Origin of the sequence: Gordonia gummivorans (assembly GCF_022513585.1) — a bacterium.
GTDB lineage: Bacteria > Actinomycetota > Actinomycetes > Mycobacteriales > Mycobacteriaceae > Gordonia.
In genome coordinates, this window is record NZ_JAKWBF010000014.1 from 76,828 (window position 1) to 97,705 (window position 20,878).

The following is a 20,878-nucleotide window of genomic DNA, read 5'->3' on the forward strand; positions in this document are numbered from 1 at the left end:
GCGACATCGGGGTTGCCTTAGGTCGGGAGGAAGTCATGACTGGTTTGTTCGTCCGACGGATTCTCCTCGGGGCCGCTGCTGTGTCGACGGTGGTGACGGCAGCTGTGTACGCCGCGCCGGCGGACGCTGCAGTGGTGAGCGGTCCACGAATCGTCAATCCGTCCGGCTTCGGTTCGGTGGGAACCGGTTACGGGGCCGGGTGCACGTACGTCATCGAGGCAAGAATCACGCCGAAGTCGGGCAAGACCGTGGTGTTGGCCGGTCGGGTCGGAACCCGTGCTGCGACTCTCTACAACCAGGTCCCGCCGCCGGAGGCGACGAAGGTGACCGTCTGGTGGACGCCGCCGTCGCCCGGTCGGTACCGGATCAGCGCGGGGCAGAGCTCCTCCCCGGATGGCCGGCGCATCACCGCCCGGAGCATGATTGTCGATGTGCGGCTCGGCGTGAACACCGGAAGTTCATGCATCGCAGTCTGACTCGACGAGTTCGGTGCCTCGAAGGACGGGTGAGGTGGCGCCGGCAGGTCGACAAGCTGCCGGGTGCCGCTGAAAGTAGGGGAGGAAGTTTCTTCCCCGGGGTTTGGTGTCTTCCGCCAGAAACTTCTCGGGGAGGACACCAAGGGTAGGGGAAGAAACTCTTCCCCTACTTTCTTGTGCGGTAGGGACTTTGGCGACACGTGAGGCTTCTTTGAGGAGCCCGCGATCTTCCCGCGTCTCCGATCGCCGACGACCGAGGTTGTCAATCCCGCACGGGCAGTAGGCTGTTCACCCCGGCACCGGGGCCCTGGTGGAGTGAGAGCGACGCTCGGGTGACGGGTTCGCCGCATTCGGAGCACACCGGCTCGATGGTCGTGATCTGCCCGCAGTCGCGGTGCCTGGCGACCACCGGAGCGCCGTCGGGTGCCGCCCATTTGTCGCCCCACTGCCGTAGCGCGGTGAGTACGGTCCACAGATCTCGGCCCTTCTCGGTGAGCCGGTAGTCGTAGCGCACGGGCTTGTCCTGGTAAGGCTCTTTGGTGAGCACGCCGTGTTCGACGAGGGTCTCCAGGCGCTGGGTCAACACGTTTCGGGCAATTCCGAGGCGCTCGGAGAACGCGTCGAAGCGCGTCACGCCGAAGAAGGCGTCGCGGATGATCAGCAGGGTCCACCATTCGCCGATGATCTCGAGGCTCTGGGCGACCGAACAGTTCATGTCGGCGAAGGAAGCGCGGCGCATGAGTTCAGACTAGAGGGTTGCGTGAAGCAACTCAAGTCTGATCTCATGAGTTTCATGACGGAACTCACTGATCGAGTCAGAACATCGGCGTCCGCGCCGCATCGGCCCGGCATCGTGTTGCTGGTGCTGTCGCTGGCGGCCTTCATGGCCAGCCTCGACGTCTTCATCGTCAACGTCGCGTTCGACGACATCGGTCGCGATTTCCCGGGGACCGGCCTGGCCGAGTTGTCCTGGGTCCTCAACGCGTACACGATCGTCTACGCCGCACTGCTGGTCCCGGCGGGCCGAATCGCCGATCGTTACGGTCGCAAGGGAGCGTTCCTCGTCGGCCTCGCGCTGTTCACCGTCGCGAGTGCGGCTTGTGCTCTTGCCCAGGGGATTTGGTGGTTGGTGGCGTTCCGGGTGCTACAGGCGGTCGGAGCGGCGATCCTGACACCGGCCAGCCTCGGGCTCGTGGTGTCGACGATGCCGGCCGCGGTGCGCGCCCGGTCGGTGCGTATCTGGGCCGCCACCGGAGCGCTGGCCGCAGCACTTGGGCCCGCGGTCGGTGGTCTGCTCGTCGAGGCATCGTGGCGGTGGGTGTTCCTCGTCAACGTGCCGGTCGGGGTCGCGGCCCTCATCGCGGGTGCCGTGGTGATCTCACGATCGGTTGACGAAACCGATGCGCAGATTCCCGACCTCTTGGGTGCCGGGCTGCTGGCCGTCGCCATCGCGGCACTGACCCTCGGGCTCGTCGAGGGGCCCGATTGGGGGTGGACCGACCCAAGGATCGTCGGCGCTTGGATTGTGGCAGCGGTCGCGTTGGCAGGGTTCATCGTCAGTTCCACCCGGCATCGGGTACCGGTGATCGACCCGGCTCTGTTGCGAGTGCGCTCGTTCGCCTTCTCGAACCTCACCGCGGTACTGTTCGCCATTCCGTTCGCCGGTGCACTTCTCGCCAACATCCTGTGGCTGCAACAGGTCTGGGGATACTCGGCGATCAAGACCGGCTTCGCCGTGTCGACCGGTCCGCTCATGGTGCCGATCTTTGCCGCGGTGGCGCACCGACTCAGCGCACGAATCCCGGTGGGTGTCATCGTTTCTGCGGGTTGTGTCCTGTTCGGATTGGGCGGTGTGCTGATCGCGTTGTCGGTGGATTCGACGCCGGATTACGCGACGGAGATCCTGCCCGGGTGGCTGATCGGTGGCATCGGGGTCGGGCTGGCGCTGCCGTCGATCCTGTCGTCGGCGACTGCGGACCTTCCCGCGCATCAGGCGGCGACAGGAAGTGCCGTGGTCAACATGAGCCGCCAGATCGGCATGGCGCTCGGCGTCAGCCTGTTGGTCGCGATCCTGGGCACGCCGATCGGATACGCCGCCGCGCACAACGCCTTTCAGGAGGCGTGGTGGGTTCTTGCCGTGGTGGCGGTCGCGGGAGCGGTTGCCGCACTGGGCATGACGCCGCCGAAGACTCCTTCCACCCCACCCGCTGGCTGAGGTGCGGTTATGGGCGACTGAACTTCTCGGACCGGCCCAGCCTGCGCAGCCGGACCCACTCGGCGAAACCTTTCGGATCGCGTTGCTGCACAAGGAAGTACCAACCGAATCGGGCGTATTCCTGTGGGATGAGTTTGCGCATGCCGGGTTGGCTCATCAGGTAGCCGCGGTTGCGGTAGGTGAAGAACCGCTTGACGGCGTTGTCGGGGTACTGGGTGTGCATCCGGCCACCGAGGATGGGCCGGAACTCCGCCGACCCGTCGGGGTGGAGGTAGCCGGCGCGCAGGCAGGTGCCGAAGCGCGCGCCCGAACGGACGAGCCGTCGGTGCACCTCAACCTCGTCCCCGCGGAAGAACAGTCGCAGATCCGGCACGCCGACTTGCTCGAGGCACGACGCGGAGAACAGCGCACCGTTGAAGAGCGAGGCAATGCCGGGCAGGAGGTCGGAGTCGTCGTCGAGGAACAGTTCCGAGCGCTTGCGGCGCCACACGAGGCCGCGACGGAGCGGGAACGCGAGGGTGTCGGGGTCGTCGATGTTGGCGACCACCGGTGACACCTCGTCGAGCTGATGCCGTGCGGCACAGTCCAACAGCGTGCCGAGAACCTGTGTGCCGTCGGGGCGGCCGTCGTCGTCGGCGCACCACACCCAGTCGGCGCCCAATGCCAGGGCGTGCAGCATGCCGAGGGCGAAGCCGCCGGCTCCGCCGAGGTTGCGCTGCGATCCCAGGTAGGTCGTCGGGACAGGCTGTGCGGCAACAAGTTTCGCCACAGCATCGTCATCATCGTTGTCGATGACGATCAGGTGATCGACGGCGCGCTCCTGTCCGCTCACCACCTTCAGTGATTCGGCGAGCAACTCGACTCGACGGTGGGTCACCACCACCGCGACCACCCGCGCATCGTCGGTCATGACTTGTCCAGGTTGGCCAGAACCTTGCGGACGTGCTCGGCGGCCTTGGGTCCCTCGTACGCCCCGACCACCTCTTCGATGCCGCCCTCCATCTTGATCTGACCGTGGTCGATCCAGAGTGCGCGGTCGCAGAGCTGCGCGAGGAATTCATTGGAGTGGCTGGCGAACACGAGGATGCCCGACCGCTCGACAAGCGCCTGCAGCCGTGCCCGCGCCTTCTTCATGAAGTCCGCGTCGACCGCGCCGATGCCCTCGTCGAGGATCAGGATCTCCGGGTCGATCGACGTCACCACCCCGAGCGCGACGCGCACCCGCATACCGGTCGAATAGGTGCGCAGCGGCATCTCGAGGTGATCGCCGAGTTCGGTGAATTCGGCGATGTCGTCGATCTTCTTCAGCATCTCCTTGCGGGTCAGGCCCAGGAACATGCCACGGATGATGATGTTCTCGTAGCCGGAGATCTCCGGGTCCATCCCGACGCCGAGGTCGAACACCGGCGCCACGCGTCCGTTGACGCGGCATGCGCCTCGGGTGGGCTCGTAGATCCCCGACAGCAAACGCAGCAGCGTCGACTTGCCGGCACCGTTGTGGCCGACGAGGCCGACGCGGTCGCCGTGTTTGAGGTGGAGGTTGATGTCGCGCAACGCCTCCACCACGATCACGTCGGAGTCGGTGGAGCCGATGACGCCACCGGCTGCGCCGATCACGGACTTCTTCAGTGAGCGGGTCTTGGCGTCGAAGATGGGGAAGTCGACGCAGGCGTCCCAGGTGTCGACGCGAACCCTGTTGTCAGGTGCCATGGTGAGGTCCTAAACCCAGTACGCCACGCGGGCGCGGTAGTTGCGCATCACGAACATCGCCATCGCCCAGCCGACCGCGGTGCACCCGAGCACGATGATCCAGTGATAGAGCTCCACGTTGTCCCCGAGTAGTTCCCCGCGGGAGATCTCGAGGTAATGAAACATCGGGTTGAGCTCGACGATCCGCAGCCGAGACGAGTCGTCGCCCGCCGTGGTCTCGCTCAGGCTCTGCGCCGACCAGATGATCGGGGTCATGAAGAACACGAGGCGTACGACGGTCGTCAGCAGCTGGCCGATGTCCCGGAACCTGGTCGAGAGGATGCCGAACACGATCGAGACCCAGATCGCGTTGAGGATGAACAGACCCATGGCCGGGATCACGAGCAGCATCGAGAAACTGAACGGCGGTGGGAACACGATGAAGATCACCACGATGATCACCACGTTGTGGGCGAAGATGATCAGCTGCCGCCACACCACGCGGTACACGTGAACGCTCACCGGTGCCGGAAGCTGTTTGATCAGGCCTTCGTTCTTGGCGAAGATCTCCGACCCTTCCAGGATCGAGCTCTCGATGAAGGCCCAGAAGATGAAGCCCAGGGCCACGTACGGCAAGAATTTGCTCAGGTCCTGGCCGAACAGTTCGCCGTAGAGCAGCCCCATGGCGACCGCGGTGACGCCGGTCGCGATGGTGATCCACAACGGCCCGAGAACCGACCGTCGATACCGCTGCCTGATGTCTTGCCAGCCCAGGTGGAACCACAGTTCGCGGCTGTCGACACCGTCGCGGAGGTCCTTCACCGCACGTCGGAGCGTGCGTGAATCCGAACTCTCGGGACGCGCTGGGATCGCGTCGTCGTCGACTACCGCTGACACGGGGACTCACTGTACTTGCCGGTAGAGATCAGACCCTCGCGCGCCCGGGTGTTCAGAGGTACTGGCCGGTGCTGGGTCCGTGGGGACCGCCGGCCGTCATCCCGGGCGGCAGCGCGCCCTGACGCATCTGCTCGAGCTGGGCGCGGGCCGCCATCTGCTGCGCGAACAGCGCCGTCTGGATGCCGTGGAACAGGCCTTCGAGCCAGCCGACGAGCTGGGCTTGGGCGATGCGCAGTTCGGCGTCGGACGGGGTGGCGTCGTCGGTGAACGGCAAGGCCAGCCGCTCGAGTTCCTCGCGGAGCTCGGGTGCCAGCCCGTCTTCGAGTTCCCGGATCGACGACTCGTGGATCTCGCGCAGACGTGCGCGTGACGCGTCGTCGAGCGGAGCGGCGCGCACCTCCTCGAGGAGCTGCTTGATCATGGTGCCGATCCGCATCACCTTGGCCGGCTGTTCGACCATGTCGGCGATGTTGGCCTGCTCGTCGTCCTTGCCGGCGGTCGCGTCGGAGCCGCCGACGATGATGACATTGTCGGCGTCGGGGGTGGGCGTGCCGCCGAACGGGCCGGGGGTTGTGTCGTCGCTCATCATCATGGGTCCATTGTGCAGAAAGCGGGCTCACACAAGAGGCGGAGGGCCACTTGTGCGCGCGGTCTATCGTTGTGCCCATGCCGTTCGACGTCGCTCACGTGCGTGGTTTGTTTCCCTCGCTCGGTGACGGCTGGATCCACTTCGATCCGCAGGCCGGGATGCAAATACCGGATTCGGTCGCGAATGCGGTGTCGAGGGGATTCCGGCAGTTGGTGTCGGCACCCGGTGACGCCTATCCGGCGGCCCGGGAGAGTGCGGACGCCCTCGACGGCGCGCGTCGGGCGATCGGTGATCTGCTCGCCGCCGACGCCGCGGGGGTGGTGCTCGGCCCGTCGCGAGCGGCGCTGTTGCACGCGTTTGCCGAGGCGATCGCCCCGAACACCTGGCTGCGCGGCGAGGTTGTCGTCAGCCGCCAGGACGACGAGGCCAACATCGTCCCCTGGTTGCGGATCGTCGACCGATTCGGCGCGCGTGTCCGATGGGCAGAGGTCGACGTCGAGACCGGCGGCCTGCCGGTGTGGCAGTACCCCGACCTGATCAACGAGAACACCGAGATCGTCGCGGTGACGTTGGCGTCGGGCACGACCGGTGCGATCACCGACGTCAACGAGATCGCGCCGTTGACTCGCGAGGTGGGTGCGCTGCTCGTCGTCGACGCGACGAATGCCGCGCCCTATCTTCCGCTCGACATCCACGAACTCGCCGCCGACGTGCTGGTGGTTTCCGCGGAACGCTGGGGTGGACCGCGGATGGGGGCGATGGCGTTCCGGGAACCGCACACCATCGATCGTCTGCGGATGATGTCGATGAATCCGCGTGCGACCGGGCCCGCGCGTCTGGAACTCGAACCGCATCAGGGTGCGTTGCTGGCCGGGGTGGTGGCGTCGGTGGAGCATCTCGCGGGCCTCGACGAGGACGGAATCGGCAAACGTCGTCGTCGGCTGGAAACCGCGATGGACGGCGTCTACGACTACCTGCAGCGTCTGACGTTCTACCTCACGACCACGTTGGAGCAGCTCAATCAGGTCAACCTGGTGGGCACCGAGGAGAACCGGATACCGGCGGTGAGTTTCACTGTCGAGGGTGTCAGCGCCGACAAGGTGGTGCGTCGCCTCGCCGACAACGGCATCTGCGCGCTGGGTGATCTGCCGAGTCGAGCGCTGAACAGGATGGGGGTCGACGACTTCGGTGGCGCGGTGACCATCGGTCTGGCCCCGTACTCGACGCCATACGAGGTTGATCACCTGGTCAGGACGCTCGGCTCGCTGGGCTGACACGCACGTTCATCTGGTCGGTTGACCCGAAGGACTCGCGCTGCGCAATCGTGGCCGCTAGGTTGACGACAATGAATGTTGACACGGACCGGCAGCGCGCACTGACGCCGCAGGAGGTCGAGACCTGGGGCGCATTCGTCGACGGGGGCTGGGCGTTGATGGCGCGCGTCACCGACGAGATGAGTGCGCGGGGACTGGCCGTCGCCGACATGCGCTTGCTCGAAGCGCTCGAGGACACACCCGATCGCGGTATCAGCGAACTCGCAGACGCCGTCCACATGCGGGTCAGCACCGTGTCACGTCAGATTGCCCGGCTCATCGACGACGGTGAGGTCGAGAAGATCAAGTCCGACGGCGACGGCCGGCACCGGCTGGTGCGCCTGACGGAGCAGGGCCGAGCCACGCTGCATGAGCATGTGATGGTCCGTGACAGCGTGATTCGACGGCACGTCATAGACGTTTTGTCTCCGGAGGAATTCACCGCTCTCGGCGACGTATTCCGCCGAATTCGCGCGGGGATCCCCGGCTGCGCGGGCGAGTGAGTTGACTCTCGATTTCCCGAGTTATCGTATGTGACTCAGGCATCGTTGTCCCGGAAATCGGAGAAATCCTTGTCCCCCTTTTGGGGGTCTCGTTCGAGGACTTCCGAACAAAAACAAGTCTTGGTCAAGCGTCCATATTCTCCACGCCACGCCGAAACGTAGGTCGCGCACTCATGAGCGGGGAAATCTGTTGCCGCTCGGGATTGTTCGCGCCCATTATTCAGGAGCCACTGGTGCTTCCCTGGATCAGTGGGACTTCCTATTGAGGATCTCGAAATGCGCGCATTGGTTTGTTAATTCCGGCAGGCTCGGCTCAATTTATGCTGCTTCTTTGAGCCGTGCCTATTTTGGTCGTTTACTGCATTCTGCAGAAAAGTTGTCGCCTGATTATTAGTGTGTGTGACTGGGATCATACCCATTCCTTCATGAGCCACGCGACGAATAGATCGGGAAATCCGATGCAAAGAGCTCTCCGTCCCATCGCCACCACCACCATCGCCTTTGCGAGTGTCACTGCGCTCGCGCTGGGCCCGATGACCACCCCGCCGGCGCTGACCCGCGATGTCGGGATCGAATCGCCGGCGATCGTCCCGACGGCCACGTGGACCGAATTGGTTCAGAACACGTCAGCGAACCTGGATCATCTGATACCGGTGCTGACGGCCGACCCATTGCCGGTGCTGTCGCAAATCCTCGACAACAACCTCACCAGCCTCGGGAATGTTGCGGGTCCGACGATCGACATCGTCGTGGGTGGCGCGGGGTACGTGATCACCCTGCCGATCACCGCAGTGCAGGCGATCCAAGCGCTGTTCGGTGGCGGCGGGATCGAGGAAGCGGCTCAGATTCTGATCGGGCCGCTGGTTTCGCTGGTTCAGGGGCCAGGGTCTGAACTCTTCGACGCCGTCGTCGCGGCGCTGACGCAGCCGTTCCAGAACTTCGTGAACGCGCTAGGCACCATCACTCTCGAGAATGTCGCGGCTCTCGCGCTGGGCGTCGTTTCTCCGCTTCTCGCGACCGTCGTGGCGACGGTGGAAGCCATTCAGAACTTCGTCGGTGCCGTCAATGACGACGACAGTGATTTCGGCGACGTGGTGCAGTCGCTGATCGACTTCATTCCCACCATCGTCGACGGGGCGCTCAACGGTGCGGATGTCGTTGACACGACGATCGATACCGGGCTTCCTTTGCTCCCGCCCATTGCCTTGACCTTGGCTGCAGGGGGCCTGCTGAGCCCCGCGGGAAACCTCGAGATCAGTGTTACGGGCTCAATCCTGCGTCCGGTGCTGAACATTGCGGCGACAACCTCGGGAACGATTGTGACCATCAACAACTACCTTAAGCAGGTCGCCGAAGCGATCACGCCGGTGAATACGGCCGCCAATCGACTGAGCTCGGAGAATGTGTCCACCTTCGCCGCGCCCGATTCGACCGACGCCGAAGCTGACAAGACCGATACCGAGAAGACCGCCCCGGTCGACGATGCTGCAGCCAACACCGTCGTGAACACGACGAACGTCGGGAACCCAGAAGGGCAACCGACCGGCGAGCCGGAGGGTGGTGCTGCCGCGAAACCCAAGGCACTGGAGATCCCCAAGCCGAAGTTGGGCAATGCCGGCAAGCCCAAGGGTGGTGATGGCGAGAAGTCGGAAAAGGACACTGCCGGGAAGCCCAACGGTGGTGACGCCGCAAAGCCGAACAGCGGTGACGCCGGCAAGCCCGACGGCGGCAGCCCGGAGGCCGGTGACGAGAGCGGAAACGCGGATGCCGGAAACCAGAGCGCCGACAACGGCGACAATGGTGGCGACGGCGACGACAGCTGATCCGACATTGATCCGTTTGAAGTTGAGTCCGGAATTCGGGCTCAACTTCAAACGGATCGCGCTTCTCGCTGTCAGACCGGAGCGACCGCCAGAAGGACCTTTCCGATCGCCTCGCCGCTGTCGAGTCGGGCGTGGGCGGCGTCGGCGTCGGCGAGTGGCACCACCGAGTCGATCACGGGCTGCACTCGTCCTGCGTCGATCAGTGGCCAGGTGGTTGCGAGCGTCTGACGCACCACCTCTGCTTTGCCGCCGACGCCGCCGACCGGGCGCGACCTCAACGTGGTGCCGTAGATCGAGAGGCGTTTGCCGAGCATCAGCCCTATCGGCAGTTCGGCTTTCACTCCGCCCTGCATGCCGATGATGACGAGACGCCCACCCGTTCGGAGGCAATCGATGTTGGGGCGCAGATACTTTGCGCCCATGATGTCGAGGATGACGTCGGCGCCACCGCTCTCGTTCACCAATTTGGTGAAGTTCTGCTGGGTGTAGTCGATGAGGATGTCGGCGCCGAGTGCGTCGCAGCGCGCGAGCTTGGCCTGACTGCGCGCGGTCACCGCGACCCGTGCGGCCAGCGCATGCGCCACCTGGATCGCGTGGGTGCCGATGCCGCTGGAACCACCATGGATCAGTACCAATTCACCCGGCTGTAGGTGTGCGGTGCCGAACAGATTCGACACCACCGTGCACGCCACCTCCGGCAAAGCGGCCGCCGAGGTGAGGTCGACGCCTTCCGGTACCGGCAGGAGTTGGGCAGCCGGGACCGCCACCTTCTCCGCATACCCGCCGCCGGCGAGCAGGGCGCACACTTCGTCGCCCTCCGACCAGCCGCTCACCTCTGATCCGACCGCCGAGATCCGCCCCGAAACCTCCAACCCGAGTGTGTCGGGAGCGCCGGGTGGCGGCGGATACAGTCCCTTGCGTTGGAGCAGGTCCGCACGGTTCACGCCGGCAGCGACGACGTCGACGATCACCTCGTCGTCGCCCACGACGGGATCGGGGATGGTCTGAAGTGACAGATTTCCGGACTCGACGACGATGGCCTTCACCCCGTCGATCGTGTCACACGCTGCTCAGCGATGGGTGCGACCGAGGCCTCGGGCCCCCTGCCGTAGTCTTGCTGCTCAGGGAAGCGTGGCAGAGCGGCCGAATGCACTCGCCTTGAAAGCGAGCGTGGGTAAAACCACCGGGGGTTCAAATCCCTCCGCTTCCGCACGAGCCTGTCACCTGTTTACGCAGGTGACAGGCTTTTCAGCTAGGTAGCGGTGTTGCTCTGACCCGCTTCTGCCCACACTCGCCGACGATCGAGCCTGATTTAGAGCGATCCCCACTGCATCGAGGTCGTCATCGAACAGGTCGCTGTATACGTCCAACGTCATGGCCGCAGGGGCAGCCGGTGCCGAACGGACTGCTGGCCGAGGCGAGGGAGTGCCGTACTCAAGTCGCTGCGTTGCCGGGGAAGCTGGATTTGGACGTCGAGGATGAGCCGGTGGTGGTTGCGTCGGTGCCGCGCTGGCTGCGCAGGCTCGTCGTTTCGAGGAGCGCTGGCACGTCGCTGGCCGGCGGTTCGCGTTCCGAATGGCGCTCGCGGCCGGCGAGAAGGTGGCCATGTGCTATGACCAGGTGTTGCGGGTGACCAGTGACCTGAAATACGCGTTCGACGGTTCGGAGTGGGGACGGTTTGTGCTCGTCGTGACCCGCTGGATCGGGCGACGACTGCGGTCAAGCGAGGACCAAATTCTATGCCTTGCATCACAAATCTTGACATTGATACCACCTACCTAGGTGTCGTTGTCGTGGCGTGGCTGTAGCCTCATGGCGTAGGTACTGGACGATCCGAACAGAGACAGGGAGTGAAGTCATGACAGCCGTGCACGAGCCGTGCGACTTACTCGAAGCCGCCACGGACGAAGACCGCGATGCTGCAATTGCTGACGCTCTCGCGAATGCTGGTTTGACTCTCGACGAGCTAACCGCCCAGGCCCGGACCGGCTCATTCGACAGTTTCAAGGCGCGCCTGGCATGGGTTGTTGTCGGTGGTGTTCATCGCTAGCGATCTCCGCAGGTGGCAACCACACGCGGCGAGGGGCTGCCTCATCAACTCGCCGCAAGCGCTCGCACTCTGATCGCTGACTTCAACACGCTGCTCAACGGAACCATCTGCGACGGAATGCGACTGAATGGCGTTCCATCGTTCACTGATTCTGAAGGCCCGATAGTTATTGTCGGGTACAAGATTTCGCCGCAGAGCACAGTGTCACGTATCGCAATGCCCGTCGGGGTTTCTGGCAAGCCTTCCCTTTGGCTGGGGTTCTCGATGCGACTTGCTGCGGACGCTGATTCGAAGTACCTCATGGTCAGTAGCTCCGTGATGTACGTGGCAACGAGCGAGTCCGGCGAACCGCTGTTTCACATCGACTACGAACGCGACAAGCCTGATGGCCACCCTGAGTCTCACATTCAGATCAATGCAACGTCTGACGATTGGGAGTCGATTGCCACCATCGACGGTCAGCGAAAGGGGTTGCCCAAGCTACATTTTCCTGCCGGTGGTCGACGGTATAGACCGACACTCGAAGATCTGATCAGATTTCTCATTGGCGAGGGGCTCGTGGTTCCGCGCAACGGTTGGGAGAGCGTGGTCGATGACAGTGCGCGGCAATTCGCGGTGAAGCAACTTCGCGCCGCGGTGAGGGCGGACCCTCATACGGCCATCGAAGCTCTAAGGGATCATCCGCCAGCGGATGTCGACTTAAGTACCGTATTTTCGGAGTGACTTCCGAGACTACGCCCCGCGTCGAGAGCTTCATCAGCGGGCGCGGCAAACAACGGGTTCTCGGCCGGGATCAGCCAGAAGCCTCGTCCGGCCGATCGTCGCTGTCACGTCGACGATCCGCGTGCAGCGACTTGACCCGACGCTCCTCGCGCAGCACCTCGACGTGTTTGGTGCGTTCGGCCTCGAGCCACTCGGGCATCTCGGCGAGTAGGGCGTTGATCTGTTCGGTCGTCAGGGCTTCGGTCACCTCGCCTCGAATCAAGCCGGAGTTCGAGATCCCGAGCTTGGCGGCGACAAGGTTCTTGGGGTGTGGACCGTTGGCGCGGAGGTCGCGCAGCCATTGCGGCGGGTCGGCTTGGAGCGCGGCCAGTTCCGCTCGAGTGATCGGCCCGGCGCGAAACTCTTCCGGTGTCGCCGGCAGGTAGACGTCCAGCTTCTTGGCGGCGGTGGCCGGCTTCATCGACTGCGAGCTCATCCTCGCAGCGTATCCCCGCGGTAGCCTCGACGCGTGAGCCAGCCCGCAGATGCCGACCGCGCTGTCTTTCGGGTTGCTTACGTGCCAGGTACGACGCCGGGGAAGTGGGTACGCATCTGGGGTGACCGCCACCCGGAAGTGCAGCTGCAATTGGTCGCCACCGAGGTTGCCGATACCGCTGCGGCGATCGGCAATCGAGACGTTGACATGGCGATCACCCGACTGCCCGACGCGCTCACCCACGCCGACCCCGGCGCGCACCACACCATCACGCTCTACGACGAGACGACGGTGGTCGTCATCCCGAAGGATCACCTGCTCAGCGCGGGCGAGGAACTGCAACCGGCAGATCTGGCCGACGAGAGCCTTCTGTGGCCGCTCGACGAGCCTCTCGTCGTCACCGATCGCCCTGGAACCGCGATCGAGCATCGACCCGACACGACCGCCGACGCGATCGAGCTCGTGGCCGCCGGCATCGGACTTCTTCTGGTTCCGCAGTCGCTCGCCCGACTGCACCATCGCCGCGACCTGGATTACCGGCCGGTCACCGATGTCGCGACGAGCAGCGTCGGCCTGCTGTGGCCGGACCCGACGTCGGAGCTGGCCGAGGAGTTCATCGGGATCGTCCGTGGCCGCAAACCCAACTCGTCGCGAGGCACGGCCGAACCGGCACCGAAACGGTCGGCCAAAGAGAAGGCAGCGGCCAAACGAGCCGCGAGGGAAGCGGCCGGCAAAACACCTGGGCCCGGAAGATCGAAGAGCCGTACCCGCCGGCCGCGCTAACTGGCCGCAGAATTCGGACGTCACCGCACGGCGGCGATGGTGGAGGCGGGAAGAGCGTGGTCGCCGAGCGTAAGGCATTCCGACCCACCGGGAAAGGCGTCCGAAACGGTCCTCCTCAGTGCCCGCCGAGGGCACATTGCCCTCGGCGACACCTCACGGCGACCGTTTTGGACGACACCTCCCGGGGCGAGCCGGTCCGACCACCCGAACGCACCGCGACCCCGATCGGATGTATGTACCCCTCAACCCGACCAAGTGCACTGTGTACGTGGCCAGGTTCCCAGGTACAGATCTCCGTAGGTGGCCGCGGCGGTCACCCAACTCTTCGGATCAGCGACCCACCCGCCGCCTGCGGCGGCGATCGTGGAGGCGGGAAGAGGGCCGTGGAGCGCGGCGCTGCGACGATGATCCACGAAAAGTAGGGGAAGAAACTCGTCCCCTATCCCTGGAGTCCTCCCCGCGAATTTTCTCGCGGACGACTCAACAAGCAGGGGCAGAAAGTAGGGGAAGAACCTTCCCCTACTTTCAGTGGTCCGGTGGCTCGCTGACGTGGCCCGTTCGCCTGCCCTTCGAGGCATCCCTCGGCTGGCGCCTCGGGCACCTCAGCGAGCGGTGGGGTGGTGGACGCTTATGTGCAGGTCAGAGCGCTAGTCACCGAACTCTTCGTATCAGGATCTCGCCACCGGGATATACCACGGCCACCAGTCCGGCACACCGCTCGGACATCGTTCGGCCGCAACAGGATCTGGTGGCGTGACGGGTACGGCCAGGGAGAGAATGAGCCACAGAACCGCGATCGCGAGAGAAGTGATCGCCGGGTAGTAAGCCGTGCAGTTGCATTTCGGAGGAGCGTGGAAGCGATCGACAGAACCAGAATCGAGGTGAAGAAGATGGCCGGGCCGCCAACGGTTGCCGCGAACAAAAAGCTGACATTCTCGTTCGGCTGGGAGTCGCACGAACTCCAGACGGACGAGATCACGTAGAAGCCCACGAGTGATGCGACGAGCGAGAAGGCAAGTGGGATAACGACGTTCCTGGCGACTCGGGTGCCCTGCGGGGTAACCCCGAGCCTCATGGTCATCCTTGTCATGGCCATCCGTCAGCGGCTCTGCGTGACGTCCGTGATGATCTTGCCCTCGGCGATGTTGCGGACAAACGATCGCGGCTCGTTCGACAGATCAGATGAGTCCTTCGCGGCAGACAGCCCGAAGGCGGCGAGGCAGACACCGTTGTCGAGAGTTCGGTAGGCGAGAGTCCGCGCCGCCGAAACCGAGTTGCGAGAAACAGATTCGGTGGCGTAGCGCCAGTCGCCGACCGTCTCGCTGTCCTTGAAGGCGGAACTGTTGATGCTCGAGCAGTTGAGGGTGAACAGTTCGACGATGGTGATCGGTTGCACCGTCGAGCCGCTGTCGTCGAGATCCTCGGACTGCCGGTCGATCTCGGTGTAGCTGCGCTGTTCGCGGCGCGGCGTCAGCAGGTATCGGTCGGGATACTCACTCGAGTTGGATTTGACGGTCTTCCAGCCGGACGGAACGTCGACCTCGATGGTCACGTTGCTCGCGAGTTGCAGTGTCTCGGTGCGGTTGTCGCCATCGTCGCTCGGCCAGAGCGCCACGACAAGGGTTGCCGTGAGGCATACGACAGCGACGACGGCGCAGATGACGCCGACGATCAGTGCGGTGGAACGACGACGCGGAGGCGGTGGGGCCCCGAACTGTGCAGCCCCGAACTGCCCGGTGCCGAACGCCGGCCCGAAAGACGGAGGTGCGCCGAACGGCGCCGGGTTCTGCGGCGGACCGAACCCGGGCCCGGCAGGGGGTGGACCGTAGGGGCCTGCCGGCGGACCCGGCGGCGGCATCGGCTGCGCGTGCGGCGGCCCGGGCGGGATCGGCTGCCAGCCCGAATCCGGGTCACCCGGCCCGGGGCCCCACGACTGCGTCATCTCGACCAACCCCCTCGACTCGCGGTCACGAGGTCAGTCTTGCACGGGCGACGGCTTGCGCTCGGCGAGCACTCGCCGACCGCGCCCCTCCCGAGTTGCGCTCAGCCCGGTCGGGACCAGTTCGGCGATCCGGGCATTGAGTGTCACCAATCGGTCGAAGGCGCGGAGAGGACCGTCGCCGAACCAGGTGAGGTAGAAGGTTCCGGCGAACGCCACCAGCGCCCCGAGGACGAGCGCGCCGGCCAGCACCGGGTAGTGCGCCATCGGAACCGCCAGGTAGCGGTAGGAGACGAGCAGGGTCGCGAACAGCACCGACCCGCCGGCGACCAAACGGATGCGGGGCGCACCCCATCCGCGGGCGGGGTCGCGCAGAGCCGAATCGATGGTCAGGCACAACACCGCGCCGGCGACCAGGTCGACGCCGTAGTGATAGCCGAAACCCAACGTCGCTGCGAGGGTGCAGACCAGCCACAGCGACCCGATCGTACGCATCCACAGCGGTGCGGGACTGCCGTCGACGTCGCGTCGGGAATGCAGGAACACGGCCAGCGCCCAGGCGGTGTGCATCGACGGCATGCAGTTGCGGGGTGGCCCGCCGTCGAAGTGCAGGGGAGCGGGTGTCAGGTCGATCGGTGGCAGCACGCCTGGCCAGTAGTCGCCGAACTGGGCGCCGCCGCCCTCGGGTCCGAACGCGAACATCGGGCCGATGACCGGGAACAGCACGTAGAAGAGTGGACCGACCAAGCCGAGCACCAGGAACGTCCGGACCAGGTAGTGGCTGGGCCAACGGCCCGTCCGCGCGACGCCGCGCAGCTGCCACACCGCGACCACCGCAGCGGCGGCCGGAAGCTCGATGTAAACCCAGTGCAGCAGCCATTCGACCTTGGGGCCGAGGGCTTCGAGAATGCGTGCCGCATGCCACGACGGTTGCCCGAGGGCGTGGTCGGCCAGCATCACGTACTCGTCCAAGACGAGCGGCTGGGTGTGGATGGTCACGCCCAGCCAGATGTCACCGACCTTGGTCGCCAGGATCAGCAGCGCACCCAACGCCGCAGCGTAGAGGGCATTTCGACGGTCGACGCCGGTCCAGCGCCAGCACGCGACGACGACGATCCCGGTCAGCACGATCACCGGTCCGTTGCCGACGGCCACCACCCCGGACTCCAGCCATCGGGGTATCGCGTACAGGGCGTCGATGGCCACTGCCGCACCGAGCGCGATGAAACGTCGTCGCCACGACAACCCGACCATCGCGAGCAGCAGACCCGCCCACGGCAGCGTCATCGATTTCGGGGTGCCCGCGTAGTCGTGCCAGAGGCTCTCCAACGGGCCCAGCGTCGACTGTCGGGTGGCGTAGATCTGCAGCCCGACGAGCAGGGCGACGACGAGCGCGAGCCCGCCGATGACCCGAACACGAGATGGCGACAGCATCCGCTGTCGCCATTCGTGTCGGCGTGGGTCCTCGACTAGCACGTTCGTATCGTAAACGGCATGTGAACTGAGTTGTTCAACCAGTTGAACGAAACGTCGGCAAGGTGAACAAATCGTGACCGATCAGACGACCGCCGCGGTCACCAGCAGGTACTCCCAGTCCATTCGCCCGCCGTCGATGTGGCGATCCGCCAGGTCGGCGATCGCCGCGTCGAGTTCCGCGGCCCGCTCGGCGTCGTCCCCGATCGCCGTGAACGCGGTGATGGTGGGTCCGTAGTTCGCCTTGAAGAAGTCGCGGAAGGCCGCTCCGTCGTCGAACCGGTCCACGGTGACAGCACCGACCTGCGCGTCGAGTCCGGTCACCGCGGTGCCGAACAACGAGCGCACGTGATCCTCGTCGCCCCACAGGACGCCGGGACGGGCGTGCGGCGGCGGTGGCGGAGCGTAGGGCTTCATCACCCCGAACAGTTGACCGATGAAACCGGTTGGGGTCCAGTTGATCAGGCCGATCCGTCCGCCGGGCCGGACGACGCGCACGAGTTGGTCGGCACACTTGCGATGGTCGGGTGCGAACATGACGCCCACGCAGGACGTCGCGATGTCGAAGGTGTCGTCGTCGAACGGTAGATCCTCGGCATCGGCTGTGCGCCAGGTGATATCGAGATCGCTGGCCGACTCGCCGGTCTGCAGCAGCTCCGGGGTGAGGTCGGTGGCGACCACGCGGGCTGCGGCTCGCGCCGCCGGTACCGCGACATTTCCATCGCCGGCCGCGACATCTACCAGGGTCTCACCCGGGTTGATCGTCAAGGCATCGACGAGGGTTCGGCCCAGCGGCGCGATGAGGTCGGCGACGGCAGGATAGTCCCCGGACGCCCACATCGCGCGATGCTTGGTCTTGATCGCGGCGTCGAGGTCGGGGGTGATGGTGCGGACAGTGGTCGTCGGGTGCGACATGGTGGTGATTCCTTGTGTTCGGATATCGGACCCATCCAGCGTCGCTCTCACGTGGCGGTCGTCTCCAGATCACGATCTGAACCACTCGTGGTACAGAATCTGTACTGGTCCCGAGCCGGGCGCGGGTGTGTACTTGAACGAAGCACACGGAGGTGGTCGCATGACCTCGTATGGACAATTCTGCCCGGTCGCCAAGGCGATGGAACTTCTCGACGAGCGCTGGACGATCCTGGTGATTCGCGAACTCCTCTTGGGCAGTAAGCATTTCAATGAATTGCGACGCGGGGTGCCCAAGATGTCACCCGCGTTGCTGACCAAGCGCCTGCGCGGTCTGGAACGGGCGGGAGTGGTTCGACGCACGGTGGTCGGAGGCCGGTCGGTGTACACACTGACCGAGAAGGGTGACGAACTCGCCGAGGTGGTCACCGCATTGAGCACCTGGGGAATCCGATGGATCGGGGAGCTGGGCGACGCCGACCTCGACCCGCACCTGCTGCTGTGGGACATGCACCGCACCATCCCGATCGACCAGTGGCCACGACGACGCACCATGGTGCAGTTCCGGTTTCGCGATGTGATCGGCAAGGCCGGAACCTGGTGGCTGGTCGTCGACGACGGCCAGGCGCAGGTGTGCGACTTCGACCCCGGCTACGACGTCGACGTCGCGATCGACACCGACCTGCGCACCCTCACCGAGATCTGGCGGGGTGACACAGACTGGCGAAATGCTCTGCGCGACAACAAGGTCGATGTGCTCGCCGCGCCTTCTGTTGCTCGACAAGTTCCGGGCTGGATCGGGCAGGGCAACTCGGCAGCCATTCCGCGGCCTGCGTGATCTGGTGGCGGTTCAGCGCAACCCGATCGAGCGCATCAGCATCGGCCACGAGGTGTTCAACTCGTCGCGCCAGTAGCCCCACTTGTGGGTGCCGGTGGTGCGCAGGTTGGTGGTGAACGGAATCGACAACTGCGACAACCGATTACTGATCTGGCCCGTGCAGAACCAGGTGCCGATCTCTCCGATGATGCCGCGGAAGGTCTCGTCGACCGGGTCGGCGATCAGGTTGTTGTACTTGCCCGGGACGCCGTTGCCCGACGACATGTAGATCGTCTTGCCGCGGAGGTTGGCCGCGAGGAGGTAGGGGTCGTGCGCACGCCATTCGGGATCGCTGAACGGACCCCACATGTTCTCGACGTTCCCGCCTCCGCGACTCACGTCCCAGCGGGTGAGCATCTGGTTGGGCAGGCTGGAGATGTTGGCGCAGTCGCTGTAGCCGGCCACGCCCTGGTAGAGGGCCGGGTGTCGCGCGGTCAGAGTGAGGGCCGCGACACCGCCCATCGATGCCCCGGCGATCGCGTTGCGGCCATTGCCGCCGTACTCGGCGTCGATCAGCTTGGGCAGTTCGCGGGTGAGGAAGGTCTCGTACATGTACTTCTTGCCGATCGCCGGGTCGACGGCGCGCCAGTCGGTGTAGTAGCTGTGCGGGTCGCCGACCGGCGTGACCACGTTGAGCTTCTCGGCTGCCGCGAGCGACTGTAGGTTGGTCATCGCGTACCAACCCGACTCCTCGTCGTGCGCTTCGGCGCCGTCGAGCATGTACAGCGTCGGGCGCTCACCATCACCCGACGGTCGTTGCAGGTCGACGGTGATCTCGCGCCCCATGATCGGCGACCACACCTTGAGTCGCTCCCGACCCTTGACGGTGGACTTCGACACGACGCGGACGACCGTCTTGTCCGGCTCGGCCTGCGCGCTCGACGTCCCGGTGACGAGCACGCCAGTGGCCATCACCGCCGCCACCAGGGCAGACAACAGAACACGTCCGGACACGACCGACCTCCTGGCCATACGATCTCGTGACCCAGCGTCACGAACACCTGCATCATTATGTGACAGAAGCGGCTGATGTGACTAATGGTGTGATCGTTCCGAAACCGGACGAATACGTCACAGCCAGTCGCGGCGTCGGAAACTGACGTAGAGCGCTCCGACGATCACCACGATGAGCACCGTGCTGGTGACGAACCCAAACGTGCGGGCGAAACCCGGGAACGGGACGTTCTGGCCGTAGAAGCCGGTGATCGCGGTCGGGACGGCGACGATCCCGGCCCACGCCGTCAGCTTCTTCATCACGGTGTTGAGGCGGGCGTCGGCCAGCGAGAGGTTGGTCTCGAACACCGTCGTGATCATGTCGCGCAACGACTCGGTCCATTCCGCGGCGCGCAGCGCGTGGTCGTAGAGGTCGGAGAAGTGCGGATCGAGTTCGGGTGGTGCTTGGTTCTCGAAGCGGCGGCGCTGAATTCCGGCGATGACCTCGCGCATCGGCAGGACGACGCGTCGCAGCACCACGAGATCCTTGCGCAGATCGTAGGTACGACGCTGCAGCGAGCGGCCGGGCACCCTGTCGTCGAAGAGGAGCTGTTCGAGATCCTCGATGTCGTCGTCGAGTCGCTCGACCGCGTAAAAATGTCCGTCGACCACGACGTCGAGCAGGCCGTGCAGTAGTGCGCCGACGCCGTAGCTTTCGCCGCCGATGTCCTTCCATCGCTGCACCACCTGGTCGATGTCGAAACCGGAGTTCCGCCGCACCGTGATGAGCGCGTTGTGTTTCACGAAGATCGAGATGCGATGCAGATCGAACAGCGTCGCCCGCTGTAGCGGCTGCTGTTGCGGCAATGGCTGCTGGGTGGGTGGGGCGACATCTGAATCCGACTGTCCGTCAACATCTTTGATGGTGATGGCGTACACCATCAAGAAGGTGTGGGCGGTATAGGTGACGGTCTTGACCCGCTCCACGGCCGCGGTGGTGTCCTCGACGGCGAACGGATCGAGGTCCAGTTCTGTTGCCAGGCGGATCAGTGTCTCGTGCGTCGGGCATTCGAGGTCGGCCCAAACGAGAGTGTCGGGTTCGTCGATGCAGTCGGAGATCTGGTCGAGCTGGAAGCCGTCGACGAACTGGCCGTCGCGCCAGATCTGTCCGCGGACATGTTCGTGGCCCATCCGACGATTGTGCACCG

At 64.9% G+C, this 20,878-nt stretch carries 22 protein-coding genes and 1 tRNA gene; 11 read left to right on the forward strand and 12 right to left on the reverse strand.

The genetic code is table 11. The annotated features are described in order from the left end of the window. Nucleotides 1-35 precede the first annotated feature (35 nt). Nucleotides 36-476 carry a hypothetical protein gene (locus MKW15_RS12260; protein WP_240857903.1) on the forward strand — a complete coding sequence of 147 codons (441 nt, stop codon included), beginning with the start codon at nt 36-38 and terminating at the stop codon, nt 474-476. Between the two features lie 262 nt (nt 477-738). On the opposite strand, the gene MKW15_RS12265 is transcribed toward MKW15_RS12260, so the two are convergent. Continuing rightward, nucleotides 739-1,215, reverse strand: a complete 477-nt coding sequence (locus tag MKW15_RS12265) for a winged helix-turn-helix transcriptional regulator (protein ID WP_240857904.1) — start codon at nt 1,213-1,215, stop codon at nt 739-741. A gap of 54 nt (nt 1,216-1,269) precedes the next feature. Here MKW15_RS12265 and MKW15_RS12270 point away from each other — a divergent pair, with 54 nt between their 5' ends. Then, nucleotides 1,270-2,691 carry a DHA2 family efflux MFS transporter permease subunit gene (locus MKW15_RS12270; protein WP_240857905.1) on the forward strand — a complete coding sequence of 474 codons (1,422 nt, stop codon included), beginning with the start codon at nt 1,270-1,272 and terminating at the stop codon, nt 2,689-2,691. Nucleotides 2,692-2,698: 7 nt separating this feature from the next. Here the strand turns inward: MKW15_RS12270 and glfT1 are convergent, their stop codons facing one another. From glfT1 to MKW15_RS12290, 4 genes are read right to left on the reverse strand one after another with little or no spacing between them, the layout of a single operon-like run. Beyond that, nucleotides 2,699-3,601 carry a galactofuranosyltransferase GlfT1 gene (gene glfT1 / locus MKW15_RS12275; protein ID WP_240857906.1) on the reverse strand — a complete coding sequence of 301 codons (903 nt, stop codon included), beginning with the start codon at nt 3,599-3,601 and terminating at the stop codon, nt 2,699-2,701. Next, complete coding sequence (wzt, locus tag MKW15_RS12280; RefSeq protein WP_240857907.1) at nt 3,598-4,401, reverse strand: galactan export ABC transporter ATP-binding subunit Wzt/RfbE; 804 nt, start codon at nt 4,399-4,401, stop codon at nt 3,598-3,600. The genes glfT1 and wzt overlap by 4 nt, the downstream gene beginning before the upstream one ends. A 9-nt stretch (nt 4,402-4,410) precedes the next feature. Beyond that, nucleotides 4,411-5,277, reverse strand: a complete 867-nt coding sequence (wzm, locus tag MKW15_RS12285; protein ID WP_240857908.1) for a galactan export ABC transporter permease subunit Wzm/RfbD — start codon at nt 5,275-5,277, stop codon at nt 4,411-4,413. Between the two features lie 52 nt (nt 5,278-5,329). After that, a complete protein-coding gene (locus MKW15_RS12290) occupies nt 5,330-5,863 on the reverse strand; it encodes a bacterial proteasome activator family protein (protein WP_240857965.1) in 534 nt (177 codons plus the stop codon). Between the two features lie 80 nt (nt 5,864-5,943). Here MKW15_RS12290 and MKW15_RS12295 point away from each other — a divergent pair, with 80 nt between their 5' ends. The 3 genes from MKW15_RS12295 (at nt 5,944) to MKW15_RS12305 (ending at nt 9,505) form a co-directional block, all read left to right on the forward strand. After that, entirely contained in the window at nt 5,944-7,140 is a 1,197-nt protein-coding gene (locus MKW15_RS12295; RefSeq protein ID WP_240857909.1) for a cysteine desulfurase-like protein, read from the forward strand. Nucleotides 7,141-7,211: 71 nt separating this feature from the next. Beyond that, entirely contained in the window at nt 7,212-7,682 is a 471-nt protein-coding gene (locus MKW15_RS12300; protein WP_240857910.1) for a MarR family winged helix-turn-helix transcriptional regulator, read from the forward strand. A 338-nt stretch (nt 7,683-8,020) separates the two neighbouring features. Beyond that, nucleotides 8,021-9,505 (forward strand): ICP22 family protein, encoded by a 1,485-nt coding sequence (locus MKW15_RS12305; RefSeq protein WP_240857911.1) that lies wholly within the window; start codon nt 8,021-8,023, stop codon nt 9,503-9,505. 71 nt (nt 9,506-9,576) lie between these two features. Here the strand turns inward: MKW15_RS12305 and MKW15_RS12310 are convergent, their stop codons facing one another. Next, a complete protein-coding gene (locus MKW15_RS12310) occupies nt 9,577-10,551 on the reverse strand; it encodes an NAD(P)H-quinone oxidoreductase (protein ID WP_240857912.1) in 975 nt (324 codons plus the stop codon). 79 nt (nt 10,552-10,630) lie between these two features. Here MKW15_RS12310 and MKW15_RS12315 point away from each other — a divergent pair. The 3 genes from MKW15_RS12315 to MKW15_RS12325 all read left to right on the forward strand — a co-directional run bounded on the left by MKW15_RS12315 (nt 10,631) and on the right by MKW15_RS12325 (nt 12,278). Further along, nucleotides 10,631-10,715 (forward strand) — tRNA-Ser (locus tag MKW15_RS12315). 648 nt (nt 10,716-11,363) lie between these two features. Next, on the forward strand, nt 11,364-11,555 hold the full coding sequence (locus tag MKW15_RS12320) for a hypothetical protein (protein ID WP_240857913.1): 192 nt from the start codon (nt 11,364-11,366) through the stop codon (nt 11,553-11,555). Nucleotides 11,556-11,567: 12 nt separating this feature from the next. Further along, complete coding sequence (locus MKW15_RS12325) at nt 11,568-12,278, forward strand: hypothetical protein (protein WP_240857914.1); 711 nt, start codon at nt 11,568-11,570, stop codon at nt 12,276-12,278. 70 nt (nt 12,279-12,348) lie between these two features. On the opposite strand, the gene MKW15_RS12330 is transcribed toward MKW15_RS12325, so the two are convergent. Continuing rightward, the gene (locus MKW15_RS12330; RefSeq protein ID WP_240857973.1) at nt 12,349-12,738 is read right to left on the reverse strand and encodes a DUF5997 family protein; all 390 of its coding nucleotides are present in this window, start codon (nt 12,736-12,738) and stop codon (nt 12,349-12,351) included. Nucleotides 12,739-12,786: 48 nt separating this feature from the next. On the opposite strand from MKW15_RS12330, the gene MKW15_RS12335 reads away from it, so the two are divergent. Both MKW15_RS12335 and MKW15_RS24435 read left to right on the forward strand, forming a co-directional pair. After that, a complete protein-coding gene (locus MKW15_RS12335) occupies nt 12,787-13,536 on the forward strand; it encodes a LysR substrate-binding domain-containing protein (protein ID WP_240857915.1) in 750 nt (249 codons plus the stop codon). 851 nt (nt 13,537-14,387) lie between these two features. Then, on the forward strand, nt 14,388-14,519 hold the full coding sequence (locus MKW15_RS24435; RefSeq protein WP_276614896.1) for a hypothetical protein: 132 nt from the start codon (nt 14,388-14,390) through the stop codon (nt 14,517-14,519). Between the two features lie 116 nt (nt 14,520-14,635). Here the strand turns inward: MKW15_RS24435 and MKW15_RS12340 are convergent, their stop codons facing one another. From MKW15_RS12340 to MKW15_RS12350, 3 genes are all read right to left on the reverse strand, one after another. Continuing rightward, the gene (locus MKW15_RS12340) at nt 14,636-15,478 is read right to left on the reverse strand and encodes a hypothetical protein (RefSeq protein ID WP_240857916.1); all 843 of its coding nucleotides are present in this window, start codon (nt 15,476-15,478) and stop codon (nt 14,636-14,638) included. 33 nt (nt 15,479-15,511) lie between these two features. Beyond that, complete coding sequence (locus MKW15_RS12345) at nt 15,512-16,909, reverse strand: phosphatase PAP2 family protein (protein ID WP_240857917.1); 1,398 nt, start codon at nt 16,907-16,909, stop codon at nt 15,512-15,514. Nucleotides 16,910-17,032: 123 nt separating this feature from the next. Then, a complete protein-coding gene (locus MKW15_RS12350; protein WP_276614898.1) occupies nt 17,033-17,863 on the reverse strand; it encodes a class I SAM-dependent methyltransferase in 831 nt (276 codons plus the stop codon). Between the two features lie 160 nt (nt 17,864-18,023). Here MKW15_RS12350 and MKW15_RS12355 point away from each other — a divergent pair, with 160 nt between their 5' ends. Further along, complete coding sequence (locus MKW15_RS12355) at nt 18,024-18,698, forward strand: winged helix-turn-helix transcriptional regulator (protein WP_240857918.1); 675 nt, start codon at nt 18,024-18,026, stop codon at nt 18,696-18,698. Between the two features lie 12 nt (nt 18,699-18,710). Here the strand turns inward: MKW15_RS12355 and MKW15_RS12360 are convergent, their stop codons facing one another. Then, nucleotides 18,711-19,691, reverse strand: coding sequence for an alpha/beta hydrolase (locus MKW15_RS12360; RefSeq protein ID WP_240857919.1), 981 nt, complete (start codon nt 19,689-19,691; stop codon nt 18,711-18,713). A gap of 117 nt (nt 19,692-19,808) precedes the next feature. After that, nucleotides 19,809-20,861 carry a magnesium transporter CorA family protein gene (locus tag MKW15_RS12365; RefSeq protein WP_240857920.1) on the reverse strand — a complete coding sequence of 351 codons (1,053 nt, stop codon included), beginning with the start codon at nt 20,859-20,861 and terminating at the stop codon, nt 19,809-19,811. Nucleotides 20,862-20,878 lie beyond the last annotated feature (17 nt).